The sequence below is a fragment of the Williamsia muralis genome (assembly GCF_002735905.1).
In the GTDB taxonomy this organism is placed as follows: Bacteria; Actinomycetota; Actinomycetes; order Mycobacteriales; family Mycobacteriaceae; genus Williamsia; species Williamsia muralis_A.
Map to the genome: position 1 here is coordinate 273672 of NZ_PEBD01000004.1, position 11501 is coordinate 285172.

11 protein-coding genes and 1 riboswitch are annotated in these 11501 nt (G+C 66.3%); of the genes, 6 read left to right on the forward strand and 5 right to left on the reverse strand.

Going from position 1 to position 11501, the window contains the following annotated elements; genetic code table 11:
- Positions 1–30: 30 nt before the first annotated feature.
- Positions 31–519 (reverse strand): 2-isopropylmalate synthase, encoded by a 489-nt coding sequence (locus CSW57_RS02000; RefSeq protein ID WP_099381225.1) that lies wholly within the window; start codon positions 517–519, stop codon positions 31–33.
- Positions 520–648: 129 nt separating this feature from the next.
- Positions 649–1329, reverse strand: coding sequence for a thiamine phosphate synthase (gene thiE / locus CSW57_RS02005; protein WP_099381976.1), 681 nt, complete (start codon positions 1327–1329; stop codon positions 649–651).
- Positions 1330–1473: 144 nt separating this feature from the next.
- Positions 1474–1593: riboswitch (TPP riboswitch) on the forward strand.
- On the opposite strand from thiE, the gene thiO reads away from it, so the two are divergent.
- The 5 genes from thiO (at position 1584) to CSW57_RS02030 (ending at position 5585) form a co-directional block, all read left to right on the forward strand.
- The gene (thiO, locus tag CSW57_RS02010; protein ID WP_099381226.1) at positions 1584–2666 is read left to right on the forward strand and encodes a glycine oxidase ThiO; all 1083 of its coding nucleotides are present in this window, start codon (positions 1584–1586) and stop codon (positions 2664–2666) included. Its footprint overlaps the riboswitch before it by 10 nt.
- Positions 2651–2854: a sulfur carrier protein ThiS gene (gene thiS, locus CSW57_RS02015; protein ID WP_023956287.1), complete on the forward strand. Its 204-nt coding sequence runs from the start codon at positions 2651–2653 to the stop codon at positions 2852–2854. Before thiO ends, thiS begins: the two co-directional genes overlap by 16 nt.
- Positions 2847–3671, forward strand: a complete 825-nt coding sequence (locus CSW57_RS02020; protein ID WP_370623876.1) for a thiazole synthase — start codon at positions 2847–2849, stop codon at positions 3669–3671. The genes thiS and CSW57_RS02020 overlap by 8 nt, the downstream gene beginning before the upstream one ends.
- Positions 3672–3726: 55 nt before the next feature.
- Complete coding sequence (locus CSW57_RS02025; protein WP_099381227.1) at positions 3727–4836, forward strand: ABC transporter ATP-binding protein; 1110 nt, start codon at positions 3727–3729, stop codon at positions 4834–4836.
- Positions 4836–5585, forward strand: coding sequence for an ABC transporter permease (locus tag CSW57_RS02030; RefSeq protein ID WP_099381228.1), 750 nt, complete (start codon positions 4836–4838; stop codon positions 5583–5585). Before CSW57_RS02025 ends, CSW57_RS02030 begins: the two co-directional genes overlap by 1 nt.
- A gap of 21 nt (positions 5586–5606) precedes the next feature.
- On the opposite strand, the gene thiD is transcribed toward CSW57_RS02030, so the two are convergent.
- The 3 genes from thiD to CSW57_RS02045 all read right to left on the reverse strand — a co-directional run bounded on the left by thiD (position 5607) and on the right by CSW57_RS02045 (position 9896).
- A complete protein-coding gene (gene thiD, locus CSW57_RS02035; RefSeq protein WP_189339105.1) occupies positions 5607–6461 on the reverse strand; it encodes a bifunctional hydroxymethylpyrimidine kinase/phosphomethylpyrimidine kinase in 855 nt (284 codons plus the stop codon).
- Positions 6458–8146 carry a phosphomethylpyrimidine synthase ThiC gene (gene thiC, locus CSW57_RS02040; RefSeq protein WP_099381229.1) on the reverse strand — a complete coding sequence of 563 codons (1689 nt, stop codon included), beginning with the start codon at positions 8144–8146 and terminating at the stop codon, positions 6458–6460. The genes thiD and thiC overlap by 4 nt, the downstream gene beginning before the upstream one ends.
- 127 nt (positions 8147–8273) lie before the next feature.
- Positions 8274–9896: a (2,3-dihydroxybenzoyl)adenylate synthase gene (locus CSW57_RS02045; protein WP_099381230.1), complete on the reverse strand. Its 1623-nt coding sequence runs from the start codon at positions 9894–9896 to the stop codon at positions 8274–8276.
- Between the two features lie 215 nt (positions 9897–10111).
- On the opposite strand from CSW57_RS02045, the gene CSW57_RS02050 reads away from it, so the two are divergent.
- The gene (locus tag CSW57_RS02050) at positions 10112–11500 is read left to right on the forward strand and encodes a salicylate synthase (RefSeq protein ID WP_370623877.1); all 1389 of its coding nucleotides are present in this window, start codon (positions 10112–10114) and stop codon (positions 11498–11500) included.
- The last annotated feature ends 1 nt before the right edge of the window (position 11501 follow it).

Consider the following 11501-nt stretch of genomic DNA (forward strand, 5'->3'; position numbering starts at 1 on the left):
GGCCGTCGCCGATCTACGGGTGACCGACTCTCAGTAAAGCCGGTTGGCCGCCGCGATCAGCGCACTCAGTGCCGACTCCTGACCGGTGCGGCCGTTCCCCATCGCCCAGGTGCGCCGGTCGTCGCGCTCGCACAGCAGGAAAGTGGCCACGCCGCCGGTGAAGTCGTATTGGTGGAGGCTGACGATCTCGACGCCGGCGCCCAATCGGTACAGCATGTCGGTGAGTGCGCTGATCGGTCCGGTCGCGGTCGCCGAGAGCGATCGGATGACGTCGCCGGTGGCGATGGTCGCCCTACAGTGCAGGAGGTCTTGTGGGGCGGCCGACGCGGTCCAGTTGCCGAGCCGAATCGGTCCGGTCGTGGGCGCGTAGGTGTCGGCGAAGGCCGTCCACGTCATGCCGGCGGCCTCGGCGCGCAGCGGCGATGGCAGTGATCTGCCATAGCGGGAGGCAAAAGGATCGGGCGCGGTGGCCTGGGAATGTGGGGAGATCGGTGTATCTGGTGTGGTGAGAGTGTTCATCGAAATGGTCTTCCAGAGAAAAGGATGACCAGCAGGTAGCGCTCACGGCCCGCAACGGGGGGCCGGTCGGATCAGACCCCGCTGCGGTGAACTACGAGAATGCGCTTCATGATTCGCCAACCATAGTCCTCAGGATTTTGTCCTTGCAACCAGTTTGTCCTTCAAACGGCGGGCAGCGTTACAGGGATCGTCCGAGGCGGTGATCGCGCGCACCACCACGATGCGTTCGGCGCCGGCGTCGAGTACCTCCGCGAGTCGCTGTTCGTCGATGCCGCCGATGGCGAACCACGGCCGCGACGATGCCAGTTCGGCGGTGGCACGCACGAGGTCGAGACCCGGTGCGAACCGGCCGGGTTTGGTCGGGGTGGGCCAGCAGGGTCCGGTGCAGAAGTAGTCGACCCCCGGCTGCTCGGCAGCGGACGTCGCCTGCCCGACATCGTGTGTCGAACGGCCGATCACCACGTCGTCGCCCACGATGCGGCGAGCCAGATCCACCGGCAGGTCGTCCTGCCCCAGGTGCAATACATCGGCGCCGCTCAACGCTGCGATGTCCGCTCGATCGTTCACGGCCAGCAGCGCGCCGTGGCGTGCGGTCACCTCGGCGAGCGCACCGAGGAGATCGAGTTCTTGCGCGGCTTCGAGAGGCCCGAACTCGCGTTCACCAGCCGACCCCTTGTCACGCAACTGGATGACGTCCACGCCGCCGGCCAGCGCGGCGTCCGCGAACTCGACGAGATCGCCGCGCTCACGCCGGGCGTCGGTGCAGAGGTAGAGGTGGGCGGTGGTCAGGCGATCGCGGGGATTCACGATCGCCGAATCTACCTTCTGCAGGAACCATGGCCCGGCCTGCTGGCCGATCGGACGGACCGGCCTGCTGGCCGATCGGACGGACCGGCCTCCTGGCCGATCGGACGGACCAGCCTGCCGGCCGAACCGACGGAGTAGTCTGTCGGTCAGTACACACACGGGTGCCCGAGGGATGCGTCGGGCTGAGATCTGGGTCGCGAGCCTGCCCATGACCGTTACACCTGATCCGGGTAATGCCGGCGAAGGAAGAAGGTGGGATGAAGTCTCTCGCAATCGTCGGTGGCGCCGTCATAGGTCTGGCATGCGCGGTCCGTGCCGCCGAATCAGGCTGGCAGGTAACCATTTACGACTCGGGTCATCTCGAGCCGCAGCGCGGCGGGGGGCTGGTTTCCACCGCTGCATCTCGGGTGGCGGCCGGGATGCTGGGCATCGCGGGGGAGAGTCGCACCGGTGACGACGTCTACCTCGCGTTTGCCGAGCAGGCGATGTCGCGCTGGCCTGAGTTCGTCGACAGGCTGGGCGACGATCAGGTGGTCGCTGCCTCCTCGAGCCTGATGGTGGGTGTCGACAGCGCGGACGTCGGCGAGCTGGCCATGGTCGCCGCATGGCTGACCCGACGCGGTCATCCGATAGAACCGTTGACCGGCAGGGAGATCCGCGCACTCGAGCCCGCGGTGTCTGGGCGGGTTCGCAGTGGTTACCTGGCCCGGCGAGAGATGGCAGTGGACAATCGCCGCCTGCTTGCCGTGCTGGCCGACCGCGCAGCGGCGTCGGGAGTACGGATCGAGACCACAACGGTGCACGACCTCGCGGAGGTCTCCGCCGACCAGGTGCTGCTCGCCGCAGGTGTCGGGTCGGCCGCGCTCTGGACCGGACTCCCGGTCTATCCGTCCAAGGGCGAAGTTCTGCGACTCGGATCCACACCGGGTGCACTGCCGCCACCGAAACACGTTGTGCGCGGCCGGGTCAACGGGCGGGCGGTGTACGTGGTGCCTCGGCCCGACGGCGTTGTCGTCGGTGCCACCCAGTACGACAGCGGGTTCGACCGGCGTCCCGTGGCCGGTGGGGTGGCGGACCTGCTCACCGACGCCATCGAGCTCATGCCGTCATTGCGCGAGTACCACCTCCTCAGCGCCGAGGCGGGACTGCGCCCCGCCACACCCGACGGAATGCCACTCATCGGCAGGCTCGACGAGCGGACGATCGTGGCGACGGGTCACGGCCGCAACGGCATCCTGATGTGCCCGGTCACCGCAGATCTGGTGACAGACATCCTCTCCGGCAAGGAGATCGACCAACCAGCGACAGAACCAGGGAGATTCGCATGGCAACCGATGTAAACGTCAACGGCGACGACGTTCGGCTACCCGACGGGGCGACCGTGCTGACGTTGCTCGACCAACTCGACCTCCCCCGTACCGGGGTCGCTGTTGCCGTCGACGGCGTGGTGCATCCGCAGTCCCGGTGGGCGCAGGAGCTGGGGCCGTGTGAGCGGATCGAGATCCTCACGGCGGTGCAGGGTGGCTGAACAGCTCACGGCGCCTGACGAACTGACTCAGGTGGATACCGCTGCCGACGACTCGCTGGTGATCGCGGGCCGCGAGTTCACGTCTCGGCTCATCACCGGCACCGGTGGCGCCGCCAACTTGGCGGTTCTCGAAGACGCGCTGGTCGCCTCCGGCACCGAGATGACGACGGTGGCCATGCGCAGGGTCGATGCCGGCGGACGCACCGGAGTACTGGATCTGTTGCGCCGCTTGCAGATCGAGGTGCTGCCCAACACCGCGGGTTGCCGGACCGCCGCCGAGGCCGTGCTCACGGCGCAACTGGCCCGAGAGGCACTGGACACCAACTGGGTCAAGGTCGAGGTGGTCGGCGACGAACGAACCCTTCTCCCGGACGGACCCGAGTTGATCGAAGCGGTCGACCGTCTGGTCCAGGACGGGTTCGTGGTGTTGCCGTACACCAACGACGACCCGATCCTCGCGCGACGACTCGAAGATGCCGGGGCCGCCGCCGTGATGCCTCTCGGCTCACCGATCGGAACGGGGCTGGGCATCAGCAACCCACACAACATCGAGATGATCGTCGCGACTGCGGGCGTGCCGGTGATCTTGGATGCGGGCATCGGCACCGCGAGTGACGCGGCGCTGGCCATGGAGCTCGGTTGTGACGCGGTCCTACTCGCCTCTGCGGTGACCAGGGCTGCCGACCCGGCCCGGATGGCTGCCGCGATGCGTTCGGCGGTGACCGCGGGCAGGCTCGCCCGCGGTGCCGGCCGGATCCCCAAGCGGTTCTGGGCCCAGGCGTCGTCGCCGCGGCTCGACTGCCGAGACCACCGGTGAAGATCAGTCACAAGGATGAGGTGGGCGGCGGTGCTGCTCTGGCACACTGAGGGCCATGATCAGAGTTCAGGGCCTGACGAAGGTCTATGGCAAGAACCAGGTGGTCAGCAACCTCACGTTTGACGTGAAACCAGGTGTGGTGACCGGTTTTCTGGGTCCCAACGGTGCAGGCAAGTCCACCACCATGCGGATGATCCTGGGGCTCGACCGTCCCACGTCGGGTACCGCGACCATCAATGGGTTGCCGTACCGCGAGCTCAAGAGGCCGCTGACACAGGTGGGCGCTTTGCTCGACGCCAAGTGGGTACATCCGAACCGCACCGCCCGCAGCCACCTGCGCTGGATGGCGGCGTCCAACGGGATCCCGAACCACCGTGTCGACCAGGTGCTGGCCGATGTCGGACTCACCGAGGTGGCCGGCAAGAAGGCCGGGGGCTTCTCACTCGGCATGTCCCAGCGCCTCGGATTGGCGGGTGCACTGCTCGGCGACCCAGGTGTCCTGCTCTTCGACGAGCCGGTCAACGGCCTCGATCCCGAAGGCATCGTCTGGATCCGAAAGTTCATGCGGGCTCTGGCCGACCAGGGGCGCACCGTGTTGGTGTCGAGTCATCTGCTCACCGAGATGTCGCTCACCGCAGAGCATCTGGTGGTGATCGGCCGCGGACAGCTGATCGCTGACGCGTCTGTCAAGGACTTCACCAGCAGCGCGCAGGTCACCGTCCGCGTGCGTAGTCCCAAACTGGGCGAACTGCAGGCTGCGCTCGCCGCGGCCGGGCTGCGTTCGGTGCCGGTGGCCGACGACGGGGCAGGCCAGTCGTTGCGCCTGGAGAACGTCACCACCGACCAGGTCGGCGACATCGCTGCGGCCAACGGCATCGGCCTTCACGAGCTCTCGGGCAAGACGGCTTCACTCGAGGAAGTGTTCATGTCGATGACCGCGGGTGCTGTCGAATATCACGGCAACGACGCGATGGCCTTTCCCGGACAACAACAGTCGGGACCCTCCTATCCTGCTCAGCACGGTCAATTCGCCCCACCGCCACCGGGGTGGGGTCCGCAACCAGGTGTGCAACCGCCTGCGGGCCAATCGGGTTACGCGCAACCGGGTCATCCGCAATCAGGTTGGGACGAATCGGGTCAGAATCAATCTGGGGGTAAAGCCTGATGCTCACCAACGCCGTAGCGGCAGAGCGCATCAAACTCGTCACCACCAAGTCTCCGTACTGGTGTGTCGGCATCGTCATCGTTCTCGGACTGGGTCTGGCATTTCTCCTGGGGTGGGCCACCAATGCCGACAACACCTCGGACAACGAGGTCAACGTCTCCGACTTCGTGGTCGGTACCACCGGATTCGGTGTCACGGTCCTCATGATCATGGCCGTGCTGGCGGTCACCAGTGAGTTCCGTTTCGGCACCATCCGGACCTCGTTCCAGGCGGTTCCGCAGCGTTACAACGTTTTGCTGGCCAAGGCGGCCGTATATGGCGGTTTGGCTGCGGCAGTGACGTTTGTGCTCACCCTGATCTCGATTCCGATCGGCAAGGCTATGTCGGGTTCCGACGTCGACCTGCTCGGCTCCCACGCCATCCGGCTGTACTGGGGCGTTCCGCTGTACGCATTCCTGGCTGTGCTCATCGGGTTGGGTATCGGTGCATTGATCCGCCAGACGGCCGGTGCGATCGTCATCTTGCTGGTCTGGAGCCTGGTGCTCGAGAACGTACTGTCGGCGATCCCGAAGGTCCGGGACGTTGCCGGACCTCTCATGCCGTTCCTGAACGCCAACCACTTCATCGATGGCCGAGAACTCGGATTCGATTGGTACTGGAACGAATACGGGTCGCTGTTCTACTTCATCGTGATCACCGCATTGGTCTTCGGTGCGGCGATCTTCGTGACCGATCGCCGCGACGCCTGACCAGACGACGACGGGGTCTCGCTAGACCTCGAGCCGCCAGAGCGGGTTGACCGGTCCGTGGCCTGCCCCCAAGGGGTAGGCCACGGACAGCGACCTGGTGACCCACGACTTCGCGAATCGGACGGCATCGGGTACCGAATAGCCGTGTGCCAGCGCGCAGGTGATGGCCGCGGCCAACGTGTCTCCGGCACCGTGGTCGTGGCCGGTGTCGATTCTCGGAGCGGTGAGCTCGATGAAGTCCGTGCCGTCGAAGAGCAGATCCGGACTGTTCGGGTCCGACCGCAGATGACCTCCTTTGACCAGAGCCCATTGAGCACCCAGAGCGTGGAGCGCGCGTGCGGCCTTCTCCTGGGAGACCCGGTCGGTGACGTCGATCCCGGTGATGAGCCGCACCTCGTCCAGGTTGGGCGTGATCAGTGTGGCGATCGGGATCAGTTTTCCGCGAAGCGAATCCATCGCCTCGTCGGCCAGAAGCTGGTCGCCGTGCATGGACGCGCAGACCGGGTCGACCACCAGGGGGATGGCCCGTCCATGACCCAGATCCAGCTCACCGGCCGCGCCCACCACCGCATCGATGATCTCGCCAGAAGCGAGCATGCCGGTCTTGGCCGCGCCTATCCCGATGTCGGTGATCACCGACCGCATCTGGTCGGCCACGACACTCGGCGGAATCGGGTGGAAACCGCTGACGCCCAGCGAGTTCTGAACCGTCACCGCGGCGACGGCCACCGTGGCATGGACTCCGCAGAGGGCCATCGTCCGAAGGTCGGCGTTGATGCCTGCGCCACCGCCGGAGTCGGTTCCGGCGATGGTCATCACTCGGATGGGTGTCTGCCCCAGCGGTACCCGGGGTAGAAGCTGCACGGCGTCGGTCATGGTGTCGAAAGTACGGGACCCACACCGGTCGCGGGTGCCGAGCCGGCCTCGGTGAGCGGCAGGTACACGGCCGCACCTTTCTCCACGAACTCGGCCGATTTGGCCGCCATGTCCGCGGCCAGCTTGCGGTCGATGTCGTCCTGGGTCACCAAGTTGTGCTCTTCCGCGTACGCCCGTACATCCGCGGAAATCCGCATCGAGCAGAACTTCGGGCCGCACATCGAACAGAAGTGGGCCGTCTTGGCAGGCTCGGCGGGCATCGTCTCGTCGTGGTACTCGACGGCGGTGTCGGGGTCGAGGGCCAGGTTGAACTGGTCGTTCCAGCGGAACTCGAAACGTGCCCGCGAGAGGGCGTCGTCTCGTTCCTGCGCGCGCGGATGAGCCTTGGCCAGATCAGCTGCGTGCGCGGCGATCTTGTAGGTGATCACACCGACCTTCACATCGTCGCGGTTGGGAAGTCCCAGATGCTCTTTCGGGGTCACGTAGCAGAGCATCGCGGTACCGGCCTGTGCGATCATCGCCGCGCCGATCGCCGAGGTGATGTGGTCGTATGCGGGGGCGATGTCGGTGGCGAGTGGGCCCAGCGTGTAGAACGGCGCCTCCTCGCACAGCTCTTCCTCGAGGCGGACGTTCTCGACGATCTTGTGCATGGGGATGTGCCCGGGACCCTCGATCATCACCTGTACGCCATGTGATTTCGCGATCTTGGTGAGTTCGCCGAGCGTGCGCAGTTCGGCGAACTGGGCGGCGTCGTTGGCGTCGGCGATCGAGCCCGGTCGCAGACCGTCTCCGAGGGAGAACGTGATGTCGTAGCGGGCGAAGATCTCGCACAGCTCTTCGAAGTGGGTGTAGAGGAAGGACTCCTCGTGGTGGGCCAGACACCAGGCAGCCATGATGGACCCCCCTCGCGACACGATGCCGGTGACCCGGTTCGCGGCGAGCGGCACGTATCGCAGCAACACGCCGGCGTGGACCGTCATGTAGTCCACACCCTGCTCGGCCTGCTCGATCACGGTGTCGCGGTAGGCTTCCCACGTCAGCTTGACCGGGTCGCCGTTCACCTTCTCGAGGGCTTGGTAGATCGGCACCGTGCCCACCGGAACCGGTGAGTTGCGCATGATCCACTCGCGGGTGGCGTGGATGTCCTTGCCGGTGGAGAGGTCCATGATGGTGTCAGCACCCCACCGGGTGGCCCAGACCATCTTCTCCACCTCTTCGGCGATCGACGAGCTGACCGCCGAATTGCCGATGTTCGCGTTGACTTTGACGGTGAACGCCTTGCCGATGATCATCGGCTCGCACTCCGGGTGGCGATGGTTGGCCGGGATGACTGCTCGGCCGATCGCGACCTCGGACCGCACGAACTCCGGATCCATCTGCTCACGGGCGGCGATGAAGCGCATCTCGTCCGTGATCAAACCTACTCTTGCCCAAGCGAGTTGGGTGCTGGCGCCGTCCACCGGCCCGGGCCGGTTCCAGCTGTCGCGGATCTTGGGCAGACCGACTTCGAGGTCGAACTCGGGATTGTGCTCGGTGTACGGGCCGGAGGTGTCGTACAGGTCGAGGTGTTCACCGTTCGACAGGTGCACCCGCCGCCCGGGTACCCGCAGATGATCGATCTGCTGGTAGGTCTTGGAGCTCCCGCGGATCGGGCCCGTGGTCACAGAATTTACGGCGTCAACCATTTTTCTCCCTACGCCGGCATTACCCGGTCAGGTTCATCCGGTCGACGGCCGCCTGCCGTCATCTCAGCCCTCGGATCGTGAGAGCCCCCGTGCTTTTCTATTGTCCAAGGGCAGCTTACGCCGCTCGTCAAGTCAGCTGCAGCAGCAATGCGCGTTTGTCGATCTTCCCGACCGCGGTCACCGGCAGACCGGCGACCACCTCGAGCTGGTCGGGCTGCTTGAACGTCGCCAGCCCGCGGTCGGCGAGGAACTGCCGGATGGTCGGGAGATCAGGCGCCGGGCCGTCGGCGACGATGACGGCGCAGATGCGTTCGCCCAGGGAGTCGTCGGGCATTCCGACAACCGCGACCTGTCGAATGTTGTTGTGGGCAAGCAGGTTTTCTTCCACATCGTCGGCCGCGACGTTCTCACCGCCGCGGACGATGGTATCCTTGATGCGGCCGGTGACGACGAAATGGCCCGAGGCCAGTCTCCGCACACGATCACCGCTGCAGTAGAAGCCGTCGTCGGTGAACGACCGCCGGCCCTGCTCGCCGGCGCGGTAGTAGCCGCGGATTGTGTACGGACCGCGCACCAGCAACTCACCTTCCGCGCCGTCGGGGACCTCATCACCGTTCTCGTCCACCACCCGCACTTCGTCGTGGTCGCTCATCGGGCGACCCTGGGTGCGGGTGACCGTCTGTTCGTCGTCGGTGGACCGGGTGTAACAGATCAGCCCCTCGGCCATCCCGAACACCTGCTGTACCGCGCCGCTGAACGCCGCATTCGCAGCAATCGCGTCGGATTCGGCGAGCTTGGCCCCACCCACCTGCAGCAGCCGCAGTGACGAGACGTCGGCGGGTTCCCAATCGGTCGCGGCGGTCCAGACCTGTGCCAACGCGGGTACGAGCGCCACCGCGGTGACCCGGTACTTCTCGATCAGGTCGAAGGTGTGGTCGGGAGAGGGGTTGTCGGTGAACACCGCGTGGCCACCGACGGACATGATGCCGAGCAACCCTGGGCAGGCCAGCGGGAAGTTGTGCGCGGCGGGAAGCGCCACGAGGTAGGTGTCGGAGGAGGTCCACCCGGCCGCCTCGGCGCTGAGTTCGGCGTTGTACCGGTAGTCGTTGTGGGTGCGCGGGATCAGTTTGGGCAGACCTGTGGTGCCCCCGGACACCAGGAAGAGTGCGGGGCTGTCGGGATCCGGGGCGGGAACAACGTCGAGGCGGCTCGGGTCGCCCTGTGGCGGCGCGGCCTCGAAACCCCGGTCACCGTCGACAAAGACTGCGCGGATGGTGTCGACCCGCCCGCGCAGCTGGTGGGCCAGGTCGCGGTAGTCGTACCCGCCGGCGCGGCCATGGCAGACATAGGCAACCGCCCCGGCGGTCTGAGCCAGATGGGCGATCTCGTTGATGCGGTGGGCGGGGAGAGTCATCACGGGCGCGATTCCCGCCCGCAGCATGCCGAAGAAGTTGACCGCAAAATCTACCGAGTTCTGGTTCTGCAGCACCACGCGTTCGCCGGGGCGCAGCCCGGCCTCGACGAACCCGGCCGCACGCCGGGCCGACGACTCGGCCAGGTCGCGATAGCTCAGCGTGCGGGTGATGTCGGAGACGGCGGGCGCATCCGGTGTGCCATCGGCCTGGTCCCACAACATTCGCCAGAGAGGTGTCTCTCGCCACAGGCCCAGCTTCCGGTACCGCGCTGCGGCCGCCGGGGGGTGGGGTGTGAAACCGCTCGTGAGGTCGCTGCCGTCGTGCATCACAGACATGTGGTGATCGTAGACTTGGCCCAGATCAGTTGGTTAGGCTAGCCTCAAGCGCGAGAGTTAGCCCATCCTAAGTCCGCGGTTGCTGGGATCATGGGGGCACGGACGAACTTTCGATCGACAAGACGCCTGTCAAGTCCGTGGGCCATTGGGGTCCACACGTGGTGCGGGTGAGTAGAGGATGCCATGAGCAGCAGAGCATTTGCCGGGGCGATCGCGTGACCGCGACCATCGACACCAACAGTGGCAGCAAGGGCGGCGACAACAAGGGCGGCGACAACAAGGGCGGCGACGAGTCCGGGGCGGTTCTCCGGGACCTCGGTGCCGCACAGATCTGTGCGGCCTGGGCGCAGGCGGACGTCGCCGACGACTATGTCGTGTACGAACGCGAGAATCGCTGGGTCTTCGCCGGGGGACAGCGGGCCAGCGTCGTGCTCACCACCGACGAGGTGGTCACGACGATCGGGACCGAGTCGACGTCACAAGCCTGGTCGGGCCTGCCTGCCGGCGCGATCTCCGCAGCGCTCGCCGGGCTGCCCTTCCCGCACTGGCGTGTCTACGGATGGATCGCGTTCGACTTCTGCGCGCCGGGTCTCGGTGCCGGCGATCACCTCACCGCAGGCAGCGTGCTCGCCCACCTCGTCGTGCCCGAATTCGAGGCATGGGTGGAACCCGACGGCATCCGGGTGGAGGGTGGTGGCGACGAACTGGCCGAGAGACTGCGCGAGATGGCGGCCCGTGCGCCGCATTCTCACCCGGTGTCGCCGAGTCCCTTGCCGGTCGACGACGACCCGTCCGACTACCGGGGTCGCGTGGCGAAGGCGGTCGCGGAGATTCATCGCGGGGACTACGAGAAGGTGATCATCTCGCGAGGGGTCGATGTCCCCTTCGACGTCGACATCGCCGCCACCTACAGCGAGGGCCGGAAGAAGAACAACCCCGCTCGATCGTTCCTGCTTCGGCTCGGTGGTCTCGAAGCGGCGGGTTTCAGTCCAGAGCTCGTCGGATCGGTTGACGCCAACCGCCGGATCGTCACCGAACCGCTGGCGGGCACACGCGCATTCGGCCGGTCGCCCGAACTCGACGCAGCCTCTCGTGCCGAGTTGGTGTCGGACTCGAAAGAGATTGTGGAACACGCGGTTTCGGTTCGCACCTCGTTCACCGAGGTGCAGTCGGTGGCGCTGCCCGGCACCACCGCGGTGACCGAGTTCATGGTGGTCCGCGAACGGGGCAGTGTTCAGCACCTCGCTTCGACCGTGCAGGGAACGCTCGCGCCGGGGTTCGGGCCCTGGGACGCGCTCGAGGTGCTCTTTCCGTCCGTCACAGCCTCTGGTATCCCGAAACCTGCTGCGGTGGATGCGATCTACCGTCTGGAGGACACCAGGCGCGGACTGTACTCGGGAGCGGTTCTGACCGCCTCGTCCGAAGGCGAGCTCGAGGCTGCACTGGCTTTGCGCACCGTCTTCCGGGAAGGTGGCCGGTCCTGGGTGCGCGCCGGTGCCGGCATCGTCGGCCAGTCGTCTCCCGAGCGGGAATTCACCGAGACGTGTGAGAAGTTGGGGAGCATCGCGCCCTATCTCGTCGAACGCACGTCCGACGACCGCTGAG

Bases quoted from the DNA above. Each gene is read 5' to 3' on its own strand.
- CSW57_RS02000 (WP_099381225.1), bottom strand. From the start codon at position 519: ATGAACACTCTCACCACACCAGATACACCGATCTCCCCACATTCCCAG.
- thiO (WP_099381226.1), top strand. From the start codon at position 1,584: ATGAAGTCTCTCGCAATCGTCGGTGGCGCCGTCATAGGTCTGGCATGC.
- thiS (WP_023956287.1), top strand. From the start codon at position 2,651: ATGGCAACCGATGTAAACGTCAACGGCGACGACGTTCGGCTACCCGAC.
- CSW57_RS02025 (WP_099381227.1), top strand. From the start codon at position 3,727: ATGATCAGAGTTCAGGGCCTGACGAAGGTCTATGGCAAGAACCAGGTG.
- CSW57_RS02030 (WP_099381228.1), top strand. From the start codon at position 4,836: ATGCTCACCAACGCCGTAGCGGCAGAGCGCATCAAACTCGTCACCACC.
- thiD (WP_189339105.1), bottom strand. From the start codon at position 6,461: ATGACCGACGCCGTGCAGCTTCTACCCCGGGTACCGCTGGGGCAGACA.
- thiC (WP_099381229.1), bottom strand. From the start codon at position 8,146: ATGGTTGACGCCGTAAATTCTGTGACCACGGGCCCGATCCGCGGGAGC.
- CSW57_RS02045 (WP_099381230.1), bottom strand. From the start codon at position 9,896: ATGTCTGTGATGCACGACGGCAGCGACCTCACGAGCGGTTTCACACCC.